General features: G+C 48.4%; 19 protein-coding genes and 1 tRNA gene. 9 read left to right on the top strand and 11 right to left on the bottom strand.

The features are described 5' to 3' along the window. Positions 1-10: 10 nt before the first annotated feature. From fen to QVC96_RS03865, 5 genes are read right to left on the bottom strand one after another with little or no spacing between them, the layout of a single operon-like run. Positions 11-1,060, bottom strand: a complete 1,050-nt coding sequence (gene fen / locus QVC96_RS03885) for a flap endonuclease-1 (protein WP_287690410.1) — start codon at positions 1,058-1,060, stop codon at positions 11-13. After that, a complete protein-coding gene (locus QVC96_RS03880; RefSeq protein WP_238026713.1) occupies positions 1,057-1,287 on the bottom strand; it encodes a hypothetical protein in 231 nt (76 codons plus the stop codon). Before QVC96_RS03880 ends, fen begins: the two co-directional genes overlap by 4 nt. Positions 1,288-1,293: 6 nt before the next feature. Then, the gene (locus QVC96_RS03875; RefSeq protein WP_238026712.1) at positions 1,294-3,600 is read right to left on the bottom strand and encodes a CDC48 family AAA ATPase; all 2,307 of its coding nucleotides are present in this window, start codon (positions 3,598-3,600) and stop codon (positions 1,294-1,296) included. Positions 3,601-3,656: 56 nt separating this feature from the next. After that, a complete protein-coding gene (locus QVC96_RS03870; RefSeq protein WP_238026710.1) occupies positions 3,657-3,932 on the bottom strand; it encodes an elongation factor 1-beta in 276 nt (91 codons plus the stop codon). Positions 3,933-3,941: 9 nt separating this feature from the next. Next, complete coding sequence (locus tag QVC96_RS03865) at positions 3,942-4,139, bottom strand: zinc finger domain-containing protein (protein ID WP_238026708.1); 198 nt, start codon at positions 4,137-4,139, stop codon at positions 3,942-3,944. 145 nt (positions 4,140-4,284) lie between these two features. On the opposite strand from QVC96_RS03865, the gene pth2 reads away from it, so the two are divergent. Beyond that, complete coding sequence (pth2, locus tag QVC96_RS03860) at positions 4,285-4,638, top strand: peptidyl-tRNA hydrolase Pth2 (RefSeq protein ID WP_238026706.1); 354 nt, start codon at positions 4,285-4,287, stop codon at positions 4,636-4,638. Positions 4,639-4,642: 4 nt separating this feature from the next. Next, positions 4,643-5,734, top strand: coding sequence for a tRNA pseudouridine(13) synthase TruD (gene truD / locus QVC96_RS03855; RefSeq protein ID WP_287689948.1), 1,092 nt, complete (start codon positions 4,643-4,645; stop codon positions 5,732-5,734). On the opposite strand, the gene aspS is transcribed toward truD, so the two are convergent. Next, on the bottom strand, positions 5,735-7,024 hold the full coding sequence (gene aspS / locus QVC96_RS03850) for an aspartate--tRNA(Asn) ligase (protein ID WP_287689947.1): 1,290 nt from the start codon (positions 7,022-7,024) through the stop codon (positions 5,735-5,737). It abuts the gene before it with no gap. After that, on the bottom strand, positions 7,024-7,530 hold the full coding sequence (locus QVC96_RS03845; RefSeq protein ID WP_238026701.1) for a transcription elongation factor NusA: 507 nt from the start codon (positions 7,528-7,530) through the stop codon (positions 7,024-7,026). The genes aspS and QVC96_RS03845 overlap by 1 nt, the downstream gene beginning before the upstream one ends. A gap of 70 nt (positions 7,531-7,600) precedes the next feature. On the opposite strand from QVC96_RS03845, the gene QVC96_RS03840 reads away from it, so the two are divergent. Beyond that, positions 7,601-7,771 (top strand): 50S ribosomal protein L40e, encoded by a 171-nt coding sequence (locus tag QVC96_RS03840; protein WP_011921348.1) that lies wholly within the window; start codon positions 7,601-7,603, stop codon positions 7,769-7,771. Here QVC96_RS03840 and QVC96_RS03835 read toward each other — a convergent pair. Next, positions 7,758-8,321 carry a nucleotidyltransferase gene (locus tag QVC96_RS03835; RefSeq protein WP_287689946.1) on the bottom strand — a complete coding sequence of 188 codons (564 nt, stop codon included), beginning with the start codon at positions 8,319-8,321 and terminating at the stop codon, positions 7,758-7,760. The two genes, QVC96_RS03840 and QVC96_RS03835, sit on opposite strands and share 14 nt — an antisense overlap. Positions 8,322-8,380: 59 nt before the next feature. Between QVC96_RS03835 and QVC96_RS03830 the strand changes: the two genes are divergently transcribed. Further along, positions 8,381-8,492, top strand: a tRNA-Cys gene (locus tag QVC96_RS03830). 45 nt (positions 8,493-8,537) lie between these two features. Further along, entirely contained in the window at positions 8,538-10,163 is a 1,626-nt protein-coding gene (locus QVC96_RS03825; RefSeq protein WP_287689945.1) for a thiamine pyrophosphate-binding protein, read from the top strand. 19 nt (positions 10,164-10,182) lie between these two features. Here QVC96_RS03825 and QVC96_RS03820 read toward each other — a convergent pair whose 3' ends face one another. Together QVC96_RS03820 and QVC96_RS03815 are read right to left on the bottom strand one after the other, a co-directional pair. Further along, a complete protein-coding gene (locus QVC96_RS03820; protein WP_238026699.1) occupies positions 10,183-11,292 on the bottom strand; it encodes an ATP-binding protein in 1,110 nt (369 codons plus the stop codon). Continuing rightward, the gene (locus QVC96_RS03815) at positions 11,293-12,696 is read right to left on the bottom strand and encodes a cobyric acid synthase (protein WP_287689944.1); all 1,404 of its coding nucleotides are present in this window, start codon (positions 12,694-12,696) and stop codon (positions 11,293-11,295) included. 17 nt (positions 12,697-12,713) lie between these two features. Here QVC96_RS03815 and cobS point away from each other — a divergent pair, with 17 nt between their 5' ends. Beyond that, entirely contained in the window at positions 12,714-13,454 is a 741-nt protein-coding gene (gene cobS, locus QVC96_RS03810) for an adenosylcobinamide-GDP ribazoletransferase (RefSeq protein WP_238026697.1), read from the top strand. Then, positions 13,421-14,332, top strand: coding sequence for a cobalamin biosynthesis protein (locus QVC96_RS03805; protein ID WP_287689943.1), 912 nt, complete (start codon positions 13,421-13,423; stop codon positions 14,330-14,332). The genes cobS and QVC96_RS03805 overlap by 34 nt, the downstream gene beginning before the upstream one ends. Here the strand turns inward: QVC96_RS03805 and QVC96_RS03800 are convergent. Further along, entirely contained in the window at positions 14,261-15,277 is a 1,017-nt protein-coding gene (locus QVC96_RS03800; RefSeq protein ID WP_238026695.1) for a zinc-dependent dehydrogenase, read from the bottom strand. The two genes, QVC96_RS03805 and QVC96_RS03800, sit on opposite strands and share 72 nt — an antisense overlap. Before the next feature lie 88 nt (positions 15,278-15,365). Here QVC96_RS03800 and QVC96_RS03795 point away from each other — a divergent pair, with 88 nt between their 5' ends. Both QVC96_RS03795 and QVC96_RS03790 read left to right on the top strand, forming a co-directional pair. Continuing rightward, positions 15,366-15,932: a M48 family metalloprotease gene (locus QVC96_RS03795; RefSeq protein WP_287689942.1), complete on the top strand. Its 567-nt coding sequence runs from the start codon at positions 15,366-15,368 to the stop codon at positions 15,930-15,932. 25 nt (positions 15,933-15,957) lie between these two features. Continuing rightward, positions 15,958-18,093 carry a xanthine dehydrogenase family protein molybdopterin-binding subunit gene (locus QVC96_RS03790; RefSeq protein WP_287689941.1) on the top strand — a complete coding sequence of 712 codons (2,136 nt, stop codon included), beginning with the start codon at positions 15,958-15,960 and terminating at the stop codon, positions 18,091-18,093. Positions 18,094-18,096: the final 3 nt, after the last annotated feature.

The following is an 18,096-nucleotide window of genomic DNA, read 5'->3' as shown; positions in this document are numbered from 1 at the left end:
TATGAACCTGTTAAAACCACTGATCCAACCCTGTTTGCCTTTTTATGTCCCTTATCTCCTTCATGGCTTTCTGAAGTCTCTCTATGGCCCCTCTCACCCTCTCCTCATTAAAATCGTTTTCATTCACGAGAAACTGAATTATCTTACTGGGATCTGGATCGCCTAGTTCCAGAGAGACTGAGGGAAGAACTACCTGGGGTTTCAGGAACAGTTCCCTTATCTTCTCATAATCGAAGTAGATTGGCTCGGGCAGTTCTTTTTTATCTATATTTTCAATTTTCTTGTAAGTCTTTATCAGTTTATAGGCTTTCTTGGGACCTATTCCCTTTATCCCTTCAGGATTGTAATCTGTCCCCACTAGGATCGCAATATCGATGAGTTGCTCCCTCGTTATCTCCAGTTTCTTCAAGAGAATGCCCGATTCAATAATCTCAGGCTTTACTTCCACATAAACGTCCTTATTGGGCAGTTTCCTTTTCCCGCTAATGGTGAGGTTTCTTATCAACCTCTCTGCGCCGAAGAGCAATGAGTCGTAATCCTGGCTTGCGGAGGCGTATACAATCCCCTTGGAATTAAGGAAGGCAGCCTCAGCTTCGCCCTCTGATGGAGCTTGAACGGTGGGGATCCCCATATACTCTAGAAGTTCCTTGCTCTCCCTCGCCATATCAGTTGTCAGTCTGGACGTCATTTGGGAGTATTTCCTGACTTCCTCCAGCTTCCCGGATTCCTTAGCCTTTTCCAGCTTCTTTTCAGCCTCTTCCTTTATCCTTTTCCTGTTCTCCAGTTCCTGAGCTTTCAACTCTGGTGGTTTTCCGTCAAAAACATAAATGGGGATTATTCCCTCCTCGAGCAAGTTCACCGTTCTGTAAAATACCCCATTCAGGTGACTGGTCACCTTGCCCTGTCTATTCATGAGGGGAGTTCCGTCATACTGCCTGATGGCAGCAAGAAACTGGTAAATGGCATTATACGCGTCAATTCCGACCTTCTTTCCCTTGACCTCAGCAAGGTTAAGATCCCTCTTTATATCCGAGACCAGATCGGAAAGATCTACGCCTATTCCTTTTCACCTAGATAAGTAACCATTCTGGTGTTCTCCCTAATTAACGATACGCTAATGACCCCCCTTATTTCCAGAGCCATTAGCGCCTTAAGAAAATCGCTAAATGAAAACTCGTAATTCACGTCCTTCTTTATTTCCTTGTAGAGGTCCTCATCCCTTATGGTTCCATTTATCTTGCGTAGTTTCTCGAGCACGATGTAAATCAGAGGTGTGTCTCTCCACATGAATTGTCACGTAAATGTGCTGGGTTTTACGGTTTGCCTGGGTAGTTGCTGCCTCGCCTTATCGATCCACGTCTGGTAGAATTGTATCATTTCCTGACTCAGAGATGGCTTAACCTTGGTCAACGCCTCATTGAAATGTCTGTTCTCTACCTTGATGGTCGCTCCCTTCATGCAATCTCTCATCTTAGCGTCGCGACAATCCTTATCGTTGGGTGGACAGGCTGCACTGACCTTGTTCACGCATTCCCTCATACCCTCCCTGATGGCCCTCATTGCAGCTTCTCTTACTAGAGCTGCTAGATCTGCACCCGTATATCCCTCGGTCCTTTCCGCCAGCTCCTCTAAGTTGACCTCGTCTGATAGGGCTACCTTCTTGGTATGAACCTTCAGGATATCGTACCTAGCGTTCTTATCAGGTGGAGGTACGTACATAAGCTTCTCAAACCGTCCGGGTCTCAGTAGGGCCGGATCCAGTATGTCTGGCCTGTTGGTTGCCGCCACTATAACCACATTGTCTAGGTTCTCTATGCCGTCCATCTCGGCAAGTAACTGATTAACTAACCTCTCTGTTACACCGGAGTCTGAGGAAATTCCCCTCATGGGGGCTATGGCATCTATTTCATCGAAGAATATCACTGAAGGCGCGTACATCCTAGCCTTCCTGAATATCTCCCTGATTGCCCTTTCGCTCTCACCCACCCACTTGGAGAGAACCTCTGGCCCTCTCACAGCGATAAAGTTAGCTCCGCTCTCTGTGGCAACGGCCTTAGCCAGCATAGTCTTACCTGTGCCTGGGGGTCCAAACAGTAGTATACCCTTGGGTGGCTCAACTCCTGCGGTTTCATAGTAATCAGGGAACTTTAAGGGATATTCGGCAACTTCTCTTAATTCTTCCTTAATCTCGTTCAGACCGCCTATATCATCCCACTTTACCTCTGGAACCTCAATGTAAATCTCCCTCATGCCGCTGGGCACAATTTCCTTGAACGCGTTCATGAAGTCCTCCATTTTTACCTCCATCCTTTCTAGGATCTCTGGTGGAATCTTATCCTGGCTGATATCTATCATGGGTAGGTATCTTCTCAGGGCATTCATCGCTGCTTCCCTAACTAGAGCTGATAGGTCGGCTCCAGTGTACCCGTGGCTTATGTCAGCTAGTTTCTCAAGTTCCACATCCTTGGATAGAGGCATATTCCTGGTGTGAATCTGAAGTATCTCTAGCCGGCCCTGTTTATCTGGTAGAGGTATCTCTATTTCCCTGTCAAATCTTCCAGGTCTTCTCAGGGCAGGATCGACAGCGTTTGGCCTGTTTGTAGCAGCTATTACTATCACATTTCCCCTGCTCTCTAGACCGTCCATAAGGGTTAACAACTGGGCCACAACACGTCTCTCAACCTCACCAATCACCTCATCCCTCTTGGGTGCTATGGCATCCACTTCATCTATGAATATTATGGCTGGGGCATGCTTCTTGGCATCCTCAAAGATCTCCCTGAGTCTCTGCTCGCTCTCACCATAGAACTTGCTCATTATTTCTGGCCCATTTATCGAGGTGAAATAGGACTCGGTCTCATTAGCCACTGCCTTAGCCAATAGGGTCTTACCCACACCCGGAGGACCATACAGCATTATTCCCTTAGGCGGTTCAATGCCTAGTCTCTTGAACAGCTCTGGATGCCTGAGTGGTAGCTCCACTAATTCCCTGATCTTCTGTATGACATTCTTCATTCCTCCTATATCCTCATACGTGACCCTAGGATACCTAGTCTGCTCTATGGGTTTGTCGGAAATTGATATACTGGTCTCATCAACGACCATGACAATTGATGCCGGCCTAACTTGAATCACAGTGAAGGGGATAGCCTGACCCAGCACGGGGATCAGAACCGTGTCACCCTCAACAAGGGGAAATTCCTTGAGCTTCTTCTTTACGTATGCCACAAAGCCTGGATCCACGGTAATGGAGAAGTTTGAGGGGGCAAGCTTAATGGACGCCGCTTGTTTCACAGAGGCCTTCCTCACCGTTACCTTGTCACCTATGGAGACGCCAGCATTCTTTCTGGTTATTCCATCCATCCTGATTATATCCCTCTCACTGGTAGCATCATCGGGGGAGAGTGGCCAAGCTATTGCAGCAGTTTTCCTCGTACCCTCAATTTCAACCACATCTCCTGGGCTTACATCTATTTGAGCAAGCATCTCAACGTCTATTCTTACCTTTCCTCGGCCTACGTCCTTTTGCCTTGCCTCCATAACCTTCAGAGACAATTCTCGCCTTGGCGACCTTTGCTCTGGGGTAGAACCAGCACTCAAATCTAATCAAGTTAAATATGCACTACAGGATAAAAGAGATTAACTTATACACTGCTTTAAAACCCGAGCCTTGTTATTCCCACTACTTCTGCGTGACTGACCCCTTCTATGCCAGATGCTAGCTCCTCCAAGGTATCAGTCCCACCTTCTGTTTTCTCAGGCATGGAAACATATACAACTAGGGCCTTCAATCCAAAGGCTATGGGCTCGGTTTCCTTCCTAACTAGCTTGTAACCCTCTGGAAGTTTTGAGACCAGCTCGTTGGCGACTTTTTCGAGATCCGTCTCATCTCCTTCTGGGAAAACCTTCAAGACCACCATAACATCTGTCATGAGATCACCTCAAGGACCAACGAATCCGCATTTGGGGCAGGTGTAGGAAACTCCCTGCAGTCTACAGTACATATCCCTGTATATGGTGACTTCGCCACAGTTGGGACAGTTGAAAATCGCGCCCTTCTCCTTGGGATGCATTATCTTCCCGCAACTGGAACACACAGGCGGTTCCACTTCTTCCCTTAGACTTAGCCTCATCGACATAATGAATAACCTCTCTAATACCAATTCTCTGGGTTTATAAAATCTAATATATCTGACCGTACAAGATCCTGGACCAGGAAGGGCAAGGCTTAGTTCTATCTGATTACATTAAAATGGTTGTTGGCGTCCATAGATGGGGAATCATATGAAAATGGTGGTAATGGTAAGAACGGACATCAGTATGGGGAAAGGTAAGATAGCTGCACAGGTCGCCCACGCTGCGGTCAGTCTTGTCTTGGACTGTCTTACCAGATCGAGCTGGAGGGACTGGCTTGATCTCTGGCTTAACGAGGGGCAACCTAAGGTGGTGGTTAAGGTGAGCTCCCTGGAAGATCTTTTGTCAAGGGTGGATAGAGCTAGGTCTCAGGGATTGCCAACATCTATAATATCGGATGCGGGGAGAACTCAGGTGGAACCTGGAACCATAACGTGTGCAGGAATAGGCCCTGGGCCCGATGATCTAATTGACAAAATAACTGGAGACCTTAAACTGCTGTGATAGGATGAACCTACTTGATCTTGCCATAGGAATAGAGTTTAAGGTACATCAATGGCCACCCATTCACGTCACAATCCCAAGGCCAGACGGATTCAGGGTAACGGAGGAAATTGACGGAAAGCCGTGCACTCTTTGGCGGGGATCGGAGAGGGGGAGATATGCCGTGTACCTTCTGAAGAAGAGGGGAATGGAACACAACGCTGTCATGACTAGGCTGGCCTCACTTCTGGGTGAAAGACCAGGTTATCTAGGGATTAAGGATGCCAATGCAGTCACGGAACAGCTAATATACGTATCAAGGAAGGCCTTGGATTTTCACGCGGAGGAATCCTTCTCCATAGAGTTCATGGGTTATACCTCAACTAAATTAAATCACACTGGCAATATCTTCTCCATTAACCTCGTTACAGAGGACAGGGAGGAGATTGGGGAGAGGATTAACGCGATCAGGAAGGAGGGTGTGTTACCAGCCTTTGTGGGATACCAGAGGTTCGGAACCAGAAGACCTATAACCCATCTGGTGGGAAAGGCCATAACGCAGAGAGATTGGTGTAAGGGAGTAGATTTCATCTTGGGATATCCCTTCATCTGGGAGAACGAGAACATCAGGATATTCAGAACGCAATACATGGAGGGAAAAGTGAAGGGAGAGCTTCTCAAGAAAATACCAAGCCAGGAGAGAAATATCTATCTGGAACTTATGAAGACTCAAGATTGTCTATCAGCCCTGAGGAAGTCCCAGGTTAAACTTAGCTTTTATGTGGAGGCATACCAAAGTTACCTTTTCAACAGGATCCTGTCCAGAAAACTCAGGTATTCCACTGTGTATGAGACCGACCAGATTGTGGTTCCCACAGATCCAAAACAGTGTGATGCCGAGTGCATGGAAGTCTTTGAGGAGGAAGGAATACAGAGGGGTAGCTTTCACATTGAGGAACTGGGAATCTCCCTGAGACCTGTAAAAAGAAGTGCCTTCATGAGTGTAAGAAACTTGTATTTCGACGGGAACTACGTGACATTTTCCCTAGAGAGAGGTATGTATGCCACCGTGGTCCTATCGGAGATCCTTAATACTGATCCAAAAGAGTTCACTTGATCAGGGGACGAGTCTCTTCTTATCTCTAGGGAACAGGGATACCTCTTTGACGCTCTGAAGGCCAGTTAGCATTAGCATAAATCTCTGCAGTCCCATTCCAAACCCGGCGTGTGGAGGAATGCCGTAGTCGAACCACTTCAGGAAGAATTCAAAGTTGATGGGATTAAGACCACGCGCCCTTAACTCCTTTTCCAGAACCTCCCTGGTGTGATTCCTGCTACTTCCAGAGACGAGTTCCAGCCACCTGTAAACCAGATCGAAGCTCTCGCTTATCTCGGGATTACCCTCCTTTCTCTTAGTGTAGAATGGGCGTGCCTCTGCCGGCCAATCCGTGATAAAGTAAAGGTCCTGTTCCAGTACCTTGTTAAGTACTCTAGATTCGGGAGTGCCTATATCATCCCCGAACTTTGTGGGAAGCCCCTGGGACTGCAGTATCTGTATTGCCTCCCTATACGTAACCCTCTTGATGGGTCTGGTTATGGAGGGAAGTCTGTGATTAAGTATTGCCAGATCGTTCTGATGGTTCTTAGCTACGTTATCAAGCACGTTAGCTATTACGTCCTCAACTATGTTCATGACGTCATTGTAGTCCGCAAAGGCCATCTCCACATCCATGCTTATAAACTCAGCCAGGTGGTAAGGGGTGTCCGATTCCTCAGCCCTCCATGCTGGGGCGACCTCGAAAACCCTTTCAACTGCCCCCGCAAGTAACTCCTTGTATAACTGTGGGCTCTGGGCAAGAAATGCCTCCTTCCCAAAGTATATCACTGGGAAGAGCTGGGCGCCTCCTTCGGTTCCTGTGGCGATGATCTTTGGTGTAAATATCTCATAAAATCCGTGTTTGTAAAGTGTATCCCTGAAGGTTCTCACGGCTGTGGACTGTATCCTGATCATTGCCTGCATTTCCTGCCTTCTCAAATCTAGGAGCCTTTCCTTCAGCCTAACTTCTATATCAGCCTTAACCTTATCAGAGACATCTAGGGGCAGGGGTGCCTTAGCCTTGCTGAGAATCCTCAGTTCATTGCAAGATACCTCAACTCCGTTGGGTGCTCTCCTGTCAGCCTTAACCGTACCCTTAACCTGTATCGCTGACTCCTGGCTTAGCTCCCTGGCGACTTCAAATGATGGGGAGGACTTATCAACCACAACCTGACCTATTCCGCTCTTATCCCTGAGAAGGATGAACTTCTTTCCTCCCAGGTCCCTAACGTTGTGAACCCAACCGGCTAAAACAACTTCCTTTCCATCCAGATCTGGTGTTACATCCTGAATGAAATGCGTCCGGAGCATTACTCAACCCTTATTTTGACCTTAGTGTCATGGATCTTGGATAAAGCGTTTTCTAGATCCACCGCGTTTGCTGGTAAGAGCCTCTTCTCATTCTTTGCTACCCTTATCACGTACTGAACAGAACCGTCAGGTAACCAAACCGTATTCACACCGAGCACCCTAGCCGGAGAGAGAAGCTGGACCGCACTGTTCTTTATGCTTGTGGTCTTCTCCAGAATCCTGACCTTTAGCTTGAGTTTGTCCTGAAGTGCGCGGGCTATCTTAATCCATTTAGATGAATCTATGGAGGGCGGACTTTCCACCAAAAGTATCAGCAAGTTCCCTGACCTTATGGCCTTATAGTAGGTAGCATCCTTCAGTTCCCTGAACTGCGTCTCCTCTAGGTCCAACAAAGCTTCCATTACCTTAACCTCAAACTGGTCGACTTGACCGCTGTCCACCAGACCTTGGCAACGATTGCAAAGAAGGCCGCTCCTCACACAAAGGTAATCAAGAGGAATTTTCATTCTAAGTCCACTCTCCCTTTACCGCAATACTTTTGAATCTAGCTATTATATAAGTACTGGGTAGGAACGGATGCCTTTAACGGATCAGGCAAAAATTCAGATAGTGCAGGAGAGAGTGTTTATAAAGAAGGTATGCAGAAACTGCGGCGCTCTCAACTCCATCAGGGCCACAAAATGCAGAAGATGTCATAGCACCAACCTTAGACCTAAGAAGAAAGAGCTACCAACTAAGAGAGCTTGAAACCTAGGGAAGAGAGCCTCTCTCTCACACTTTCGCTATTTTCTTCGAAAGCCTCGCTATGTTCCCTCAAAAGTTTCAAGTCGATTTTTAGTTTCTTCTCCCCTATCAATTGTACGATTTTCTTTAGTTCCTCCTCGTCCTCATCCCTGAATGCGTTGGCCTTAAGGAGAATATAATCCTCCAGCTTTATGACCTTAAACGTATCCCTTCCTATCTCCCTTTCCTCTGCACTCTCAATGACGACAGGCGGAACAAAGAAGTCTTGGATATTCTCGTAGAAGTCTATCTGCAATTGCTCATCACTTAGTGGAACCACTATCCTAGGAGTGTCAATCGGGGTGGAACCCATATCCCAGCCCTTTTCGTCAGCGAGGCTCCGGAGAACGTCGTATTCCACTAACACACTAAAGTTGGTGGGAAACAGATCCACGTCACTCTCCGTTCCCTTCCTTCCCAGTTCCAAGTCCACCACCGTGTCACCAATTATAACGAAGTCCATCCTCTCCTTTATTTCACTCAAGATTTCTCCAATTTTCTCAAATGTGATCAACTAAACCACACATCATCAACCACAATTACTTTATAATTTTTTACTCCAACTCTAATATCGCCGGGGTGGCCGAGCGGTCTAAGGCGGCACTACCATTGGTAGCGCTAGGGGCTGCAGTGGGTTTCTAGATGGAAACCCGTTATTTCGCGGGTTCAAATCCCGCCCCCGGCTCTCAAGTTTATATTGAACAATTTCTGGTATTATAGCGATCCAACTTTGAGCCAGCCCAAGAGAAAGGAGGAGACTGTAGGTAGGGAGATGACAGGGGATGAGGCTCTAGCTTACGTCCTTAAGGAAATAGGTGTAAAGAGAGTATTCACCTCAAACTCGATTCCCGATTTCCTCAGAGAGAGGTTAGTACAGTATGGCCTTGAAATAGATATTTCCCTGAGCGTTAGGGACGCGCTGGAACTGGCGGACGCCTTTGCCAGAGATTCTGGAGATGCAGGAGTTGTAATCAGCGCTCCTGGAAGCTCGTTACTTGAGGGCAGTGGTATAGTTGCGCAGGCTTTCTCGGATTCCGTTCCTCTGCTGATGATCGGGACATTGAGGTCCTATAGAGATGTGGGAAAGGCGAGAGTGGGTGAATTGAGATCCCCTGATGACGTATCGGGTTCCCTTTCGCCCTTCATTAAGTTCAAGGAGAGAGTGATCAGCATAGAGGAAATTACTGTAACTGTGGAAAAGGGATACAAGGAGGCGCTGAGCAACAGGGCAAGACCAGCCCTCGTGGAGATCGCCGAGGAATTGTTCCGGTTAAAGGCTTACCCTCTTTCCACCGCTGAACAGAAACCGGAGAGGAAGACCCCTGACAAGAACACTGTGGCCAAGGTAGCCGAGGTAATGGGGAACTCAAAACTGCCCGTGATTGTGGCAGGATATGGGGTTAGGGCAAGTAACGCATCTCCGCAACTACTGGAGCTAGCGGAACTGTTGGACGCCCCGGTGATAACAACCTTCCGGGCCAAGGGAGTTTTCCCCGCATCTCATCCACTCTATGCAGGTGAAGGATTGGGAGCGTTTTCCACGGACATCGCCTCAAAACTCATGATTGAGGCCGATTCCATTCTGGTGCTTGGCTCCAGACTACCTCAATTGAGCACAGCCGGCTGGTCCATGAAGTATAAGGGCTTCCTGATGCACAATAACGTTGATGGGGAGGACATAGGTAAGGTGGTGATGCCCCAGCTCCCAATTGTAGCAGATACTGGCCTCTTCCTCAAGGAGTTGATAACTACGCTTAAGCAGAAAATAAAGGAAAACGTCAAGAGGGACGTGAGAAGTGAGATAGCTTCTGGTAGAAGGATCTTTACAATGAAACCACACTCTGAGTTGTGGCCATACGACATAACGAGGCTGTTACAACAGTTTAGATTCTCCAGATACTTCGTGGATCTGAGCGCTCCAACTCTGGACTTGGTTAGACTTCCTGTGGAAAGCCCCGTGTGGAACACCAGCGAATCAATCCTTGAGAAAGGAATCGGTGTGGCAGGAGTGCTACAATCCAACGATCCAGGGGCTTTAGGGATCACTGATCTGGCTGGTATACTCAAGAACGTGGGTCTAGTTCAGCAGAGAGCTGAGAAGGCTAAGGGAACCGTGCTTATATTGAACGATGGTGGAGCGACCTACCTTGACACGTTTAAATCGGATATACCATCCATAGGAAAATCAGGGACGTTCGTGGATGTGGATGAGTTCCTGGAGAGATCCGTGGGAGCCATCACCGTGGATACCTACGGAGGATTGAAGGATTCTCTAGAGAGGAAGGATTCCAAGCTGAAGGTAATAAACGTAAAGATAGATCCTGATTACGATTCCATTGTGCTATTGAAACCGTGATTTTTTAGATCTCAAACTCCTACTCAAACTCTATTGTAGCTGGAGGCTTCGTGGTAACGTCATAAACTACCTCGCCAACCCCTGGAATTTTAAGCAGTTCATCTGCGATCCTTGAGAGCAATGATGGTTCCACTTCAAGTATATCAGCAGTCATGAAATCCTCAGTGCTAACAGCCCTGATGGCCACTGTGTACTTTCCTTTGGCGCTCTTCACTCTCATCAGGGCCCTGGTATACTCACCGCTAGTTATCTTCTGGGATATCTCCCTGATCTCCCTGTAGCTATTCCTAAGACTGAAGGAAGCCATCTTTCCGTAAGTTCTGACATCCCCCTTAACTCCCGTTGACTTAACGGAATAGACCATGATCTCGTCTCGAAGGAGCTCAGATAACCTCGTGTCACGGGTTGAGTCGCTCTCAAACACTGCGGCGAAGTACTGGGAAGGTTTCAAGGGCTCCAGCGCGTTCTCCACAATAAAATTACTTCTCCTGGTTATTTCCAGTTTCTCCCTAGAGAGTCTCCCCACGCATCTAACCAGCAATCCGGGCCCGGGAAAGGGTTGCCTCTCGGATATCTCTCTGGGCAGTCCCAGATATCTGGCCAATTCCCTGACCTCGTTTTTGTACAGATCAGCCAGAGGTTCCACAAGGGAGAAACCCCACGTTTTTTCCGTATTTATGCCCAACTGAACCAGGACATTATGTTGCGTCTTAATTCCCCCCTGCGTTTCTATCCAGTCTGGCGCTATGGTACCCTGGACTAGAAACCTTGAATTCTCCTGGGCTACTATTTCTGAAATGGTTGAGTAGAAAACGTCCCTGAATTTCTTCCTCTTCTCCTCCGCGTCGTCAAGACCCTCTATTGAGCTAATGAATCTCTCACTTCTGTCCACTATTTTAAGGGGCATCACGTTCTTCAGCAGGTCCCTTACCTTGTTTGCCTCGTTCTCACGGAGGAAGCCGGTATCTATCATGACCGGGGTGACCTTATTTCCCAAAATCCTGTACATAAGGGCCGCAGCAGTGGTGCTATCTACTCCACCGCTTACAGCTGCTACCACCCTGTTCTCTCCCACTACCGATCTAATCTGAGGCTCTATCTCCTCGATAAACTTCTCTGGTGAGAACATTTAGGCTTGTTTAGCCATGCTATCCATATAAATCTGTTCTATGGCGTCCAGATCCAATACCTCCTTTAGAATCCGGAACGCCCTTTCCACCGACGCCTTTATCTCATCCTGCATGGAGCCGGTTCTAAGCCTTATCCCAAAATCCTCGAGTAGTTTCCTCCCTCCCTCGGAGAAGAGGAAACCGTGAACGCTTAACCCCACATACTGATCCTTTCTTGCCCCGTCATAGATCTCAACGCGCTCATCGTTCCTCCTAGTTATAAGAAGCAGGGGTTTGCCCTCAACGTAGTCTATCTCCCCCCTTCTTATTTCATATCCCTCTATTATACCATAGTCTGACTCTCCAAGGGATAAGGAGACAACCTTGCTTCTCCTGAACTTAACGTCGATCGAAAGGAGACCCAAGCCGGAATATGAGGAGGGCTCCCCTGCCTCCAGTCCGTGGGGATCATAAAGGGTTTTACCCATAATCTGAAATCCGCCACAAACTCCCAAAACAGGCTTTCTCTTGAGAGCTTCCACGAATCCCCTTTCCACAAGCCAGGATAGGGAAAGCTTGGTATTCCTTGTTCCTGGGAGTATGATCAAGTCGGCCTTGCTCAGATGGGAAGGCTTAGTAACGAATCTCAACCTTGCGTTAGATCTCTCAAATGCGTGAAACTCATTGAAGTTACTCATGTACGGATATGCCACCACGTCAACCTCCAGCTCTCCGTCTCCAAGATCCGATACGTTCATGGAATCCTCGGCCATTATCCTGAGCCTTTCGTCGTATGGAATGGTTCCTAGGTGCTTCATTGAGGTTCTTGACTCAAGCCAGGAGATTGCTGGCTCAAGCAATTTCTCGTCTCCCCTGAACTTATTAATGATGAATCCCTTCAACCTCTCCCTTATAGAGGATGGCAACATTTGATATATGCCATAGGCTGAGGCGAAAGCTCCTCCCCTATCTATGTCCAGTACCAGTATGGAGTTTATGCCCTCCTGCATTAACCTGTAACCTGTGAGATCCCTCTCCATGAAATTGGGCTCCCCGAGTCCCCCAGCGCTCTCTATGATCATGTCATCCCTGACCGCAGACCTAACCTTCTCCCAGTACTCCGTGAGCCTAGAGTAGTATTCTTGTGGTGAGAAGTTCCCCTGAGACTCTCCCCAGAAAATCACCTCTATGCCCTTTCCTGATGGTTTGAGGAGGATTGGATTCATGAACCTTTCAGGTTGTTGCCCACTTCCCATGGCCTGAAATGCCTGTATGAAGGCTATCTCCCCGCCATCATGGGTGGGATAGCTATTCAGTGACATGTTCTGCGCCTTAAAGGGGACGGCCCTGAAATGTCTCACCAGCGCTGAGGTAACCAGTGACTTGCCGGAATCGCTCATGCTGGAAGATATTATAATGGCCATGTTACCAGTATGGGAATGTGCGAGTATTAAAGGGAATTTTGGGGCAGTTGAGCTTCTTCACCGTGATACCAGCGGGAAGAGTGGACTTTGATCTTGTGATGGAGTTCGCCTTTCTTTCACCTCTGGTAGTTGGACTGGTAACTGGAGTGATAGATTACCTTGTGGTACTCTCACTTTATCCAGTAATGGGGCGTCTAGCATGGGTTCTACTGATTCCCGTGGTTGAGGTTGTGAGAGGGTTCAACCATTTGGACGGCCTCCTGGACTTTGGCGATGCGCTCATGATCAGAGGAACTCAAGAGGAGAGGAAGAGGGCCCTGAAGGACGTTTCTGTTGGAGCTGGAGGGATTGGTCTGTTGTTGGTTTACCTTACCATATTTTACGTTGCAACCCAAGTGATGGGAGGGACGGGGCTCCAGACCCTTTATCAGCTGATCTCAGCAGAGGTCCTCTCCAGGGTGGTAGGCCTGCTCTCCCTTGCCCTATCCAATCCCATGGAGGGGAGCACGCTTGGTAGGATGTTTCACGAAAAACTCAAGGGAAAATGGGTTGCCCTGCTCATTGAAAGCGTTCCTTTCCTCTCCCTATGTTCCGCAGTGCTCATGACAGTGTTAATGCTACTCTTCATATACGCAGGTAAAAGGGTACTGGGAGGTTCATCCGGGGACCTAACTGGGGCGGCAATCACGTTAAGCTTCCCCATTATACTGATTGGTGAGATAAAGTGCTCCCTGTTCTCATTGCCTCACTTGCTCTAGACCTGATAATGGGCGAACCGCCCACCCTTGTTCATCCGGTCGTCTATGTGGGGAAAATATCGGAAAGACTCATAAAACCTTTCAAGGGGAAGGGTTATGGCGTAGTGCTCTGGTTCGTCTCGGTGGTTCCGGTGCTTTTCCTCTGCCTAGTTCTCCTTTACTTGCCCTTTAAGTTGATCGAGATCCCTTTGCTCGTCCTCGTTCTGAAGACCACCTTCTCGATAAGGATGCTTTACACTATCGTGAGTTCCTCCATTCCCTTAAGAGAGGAATCCAGAAAAATTGTGCAGAATATAGTGAGAAGGGACCTGAGAGAGGTATCGCTGGGACACGTTGCGTCCGCCTCAATTGAATCCCTTTTCGAGAGCCTCGTAGACGGTATAACATCACCCCTCTTCTGGTTCTTGGTACTTGGGCTTCCGGGGGCATTGCTCCAGAGGTTTGCCAACACCATGGATAGTATGGTTGGCTATAAGACCCCTCAACTGATTGAGGAAGGATACTTCTCAGCCAAGATGGACACCATTCTCAACTATATTCCCGCAAGATTGACTGGACTTACAATGCTACTGGCCGGTCTCCTGATGGGACTCAACGTGAGAAGTGCAATAAATTCCCTGCGTAATGCCAATATGGAGAGCCCAAACGCCAAGTACCCAATAGCCATAGCTGCTGGCCTCCTTGGTGTGAGGCTAGAGAAGGTCAATGCGTACTCGGTGGGCTCAGGAAACCTTCCCTCAACGGAAGACGTGAAGAGGGCACTGACCCTCTTCAGGCTCACCCTCCTGCTCTATCTCCTGTTCCTGCTAACTTGTTATTACTACCTTTATGGCATTGCCCTGCTTAGCTACCCTTACGGCCTCATGGAACTGCTCTAGGTCGTATTTGTGTGTCACAAGCTTACCCACATCAACTCTCCTCTCTGCAATGAGTCTTAAGGCCTCCCTGGTATCCTCCTCAACAGCTGCGTTGCTTGGGATCACTGAGATTTCATTATTGAGCAGGTCACTGATATCATAGTTTAGTATTGTTCCTTTATACGGAACACCAAATAGGAGAACCCTCCCACCTTTCCTGACTGAGTTTAGGCCCGAGAGAATGGCCTGAGGTGCACCTGACGCCACTATAGCCACATCAACGCCTCGCCCATCGGTTACCTTCTTGGCTTCCTGCTCTACTTGTTGCTTAGTGGGGTTCAACAAATGGGATGCGCCCAGTGACCCGGCAAACTCTAGCCTGTACTCTGAAACATCGGAAATCATCACGTTGGAAACGCCCATCTCCCTGACCTTCAGTAGATGTAAGAGCCCCATGGGACCTGCACCAACTATGAGGACTGAGTCGTCACGTGAGATCCCAACACGCCTCTGAGCCCTGATCACTGTGGCCAGCGGTTCCACAAATGAGCCCTCCTCAAACGACACGTGACTGGGTAACACAAGTATTCCTCCCCTTTCCACATTCCATGCAGGCACCCTGAAGAATTCGGCGAAGCCTCCAGGATCAAGGTTAGTTTTCCTGTAATATGGACACATGGTAGGGCTTCCCTTCTTGCAGTAGTAGCATTCATAGCACGGAACGTGATGGTGTGCGAACACTCTGTCGCCAGGTTTAACCGTGTTGGACATGGACTCTGCAACCACTCCTGCAGGTTCGTGTCCAAGTATGGGCTGGGACGCCGTGTATTGCCCGCACATCTTCTCAATATCTGTTCCGCACAGCCCGCAGGCCTTCATCTCCACAAGAACATCGCCCTGATTCAACTTGGGAACTGGTACTTCCTTGAGGACAGCTTTCCCACCCTCCATGATAATAGCTTTCATTTGTTACAACAACACTTTCCAGCTCTTTTAAAGTGAAAGTATCAGTGAGCTGCTCAAGGTTAAATAGTACTACGGCTCATAATATCGTGTGTCATTGATTATTTTCATCCCAGTGTGTCTCTCAGTTTTAACGAGTCTGTACTTCTTAATGCCCGCCGTTTTCCTTAAAAGGTTCAGGAGTTTAGAAGACTCAACTCTCAATGAGCTCAGGTTAAGGACCGGAATAAGATTCTCATTGAAGGTCAAGGAAGATCCCCTTGTCAATGCTTTCTCCCTTCCCAATAACGTGATTGTGGTTACCTCAGGATTAGTTAACGAGGGGGTTGATAACTTGAGATTGGCCATTGCGCATGAACTGGGCCATCTGCGGGGAAAACATCATCTTAAGACCTTCCTTTCCCTTCTTGGGATTACAGTGGCTTCTTTATACCTTCTTAACCTTGACGTGATGCTAGGGCTGGCACTTATGTTCGCGGGTATAGTGGTGGTGAGGTATATTTCAAGGCATTTTGAGTACTTGGCCGATAAATACGCGATAGAGCTAGTCGGGAGGGACGAGTACATTCGTCTCCTCGCCCTTCACGTGAATCCCGGGGAAAAGCAGTCACTGCTCTCCACACACCCCACAGTGCTAAACAGGCTTAAGAAGATTTAAAGTATCCTCCATCTAGTAAAAACAAATGAGATACGTAGGTAAACCCGTCAAAAGGATTGAGGATCCGAAACTTATAACGGGCAGAGGTCTATACGTAGATGATATTCAACTACCCGGAACTTACTACGTGGCATTTGTGAGGTCGAAATACCCACACGCGCTCATAAGGGTTAAACCCGGTCAGAACGTTTTCACAGGCTCCGAGATAAATCCAGGCAAGGACTTTCCCATACCAAGCAATGAGGTCACATATGTTGGCCAACCCATCGCGGCAGTAATAGCTAGGGACAGATATGAGGCATATGATCTTTTGGAGAGCGTGGAAGTGGAATATGAACAGATACCCCATGAGACTGACCCCTTCAGAGCCATGGAGGATAAGATCAAGGTTTACTCCAAGCTCGAAAGTAACGTTTTCGCCAGGAAGGAATTTCTGGGAGGAGAGGCCAAGAAAGAACTGGAACAATCCCCCGTAATACTCTCCGGCGAGCTACACAACCAGAGAATAGTAGCCTCTCCCATGGAGACCAGGGGGACGCTGGCCTGGTTTGACGGGAACAGACTAAACGTTTGGTCCTCAACCCAATCCGCCCATTACCTGAGAAGAAACCTGGTGAGCTTCCTAGGAATCCAGAACATTAGGGTCATCCAGCCCGATGTGGGAGGAGCGTTTGGGAGCAAGATAATTACCCATCCGGAGGAATACGCTGTTAGTTTCCTTGCCCTGAAACTTGGCATTCCTCTGAAGTGGATACCAACTAGGACAGAGGAGATGATGAGTGCAGGACATGGAAGGGATAAATGGCTAAGATACAAGGTTGGGGTGAGGAGAGATGGAACAATTACGGCCGTGGTTGGAACAGTGGTCGGAAATCTGGGGGCACCCTATCGAGATGCCAACGATGATGATTCTGGGAATGTCATGAGCGCAGCTAGAATGCTCCCTGGACCATACAGAATAAAACATGGAGTGATCACGGCCTACAGCGTCAACACAAATCTAACCCCCACAACCTCATACAGAGGCGCTGGCAGACCCGAGGCAACCTATTTCATTGAAAGCATTATGGAGGAGATAGCAGAGGAGTTGAAACTAGATCCGCTGGAGGTCAGGCTTAGAAACGTAATTAGGCCTGAGGAAATGCCCTACACCAACGTGTTTGGTATAACTTACGACTCTGGGAACTATCCAGAGTTACTGAATTCAGCCAAACCCTACTACGAACAGCTCAAGGCTGAGGCCAGGGATAACCAGTGCGTGGGGCTGGCGATGTACGTGGAAATAACGGGTTTCGGTCCATGGGAGACGGCCAGAGTGTACGCAAAATATGACGGCAGGATAGTCGTGGTCACGGGAACAGGACCGCACGGTCAGGGTGATGCTACAGCCTTTGCCCAACTTGCGGCCGATGCCCTGGAGATCCCCATGGAACTAGTAGAGGTCAGATGGGGGGACACGGACGTGATTGAGGATGGAATTGGGACCTGGGGAAGCAGAACGGTGACAGTTGGGGGTTCAGCCGTATTGATGGCGTCCCAGGAACTCAAGAGGAGACTAACCGAGGCTGGAGCTAAAGCCTTGGAAGCTGACGTGGAGGAGGTAGAATACAGAGAGGGTAAGGTAGTTCACAAGAAGAACGCAAAATCTTTGGAACTAATTGACGTGATCAAGTCGGCATATAAGTTCGGCATATCCCTGGATGTGACCTCCGTATACCCTGTCAAAAAGCCCACGTCGCCTTACGGTGTGCATATGGGGTTAATGGAAATAGACAGGGAGACAGGACTGATCAAGGTAAAGAAATACATAGCCATAGACGATGTAGGTAACGTTATCAATCCCCTACTGGCAGAGGGTCAGATTCACGGTGGAGCGCTTCAGGGAATAAGCCAGGCATTATATGAGGAGGCGGTAATTAACGACGGTGTTTTGCAGAATCCAACCTTCGGAGATTACGCTTTGCCCACGGCTGTTGAGACGCCACACTTTACATGGAAATATATCACCAATGGCCTCTCGCCCCACCCAACGGGGAGCAAGGGAATAGGTGAGGCTGGGGCAGTTGTAGGTACCCCAGTAATAACTAGCGCGCTAGAGGGATGCCTGAAAAGAAAAATGAACACCATGCCGATTCTCCTGGAGAAGGCACTGGGTGAATGAAGG

The organism is Metallosphaera javensis (ex Sakai et al. 2022) (assembly GCA_021654415.1).
GTDB classification, from domain to species: Archaea; Thermoproteota; Thermoprotei_A; order Sulfolobales; family Sulfolobaceae; genus Metallosphaera; species Metallosphaera javensis.
The sequence above is the reverse complement of the archived record's forward strand: the minus strand, read 5'-3'. Positions and strand labels throughout refer to the sequence as shown.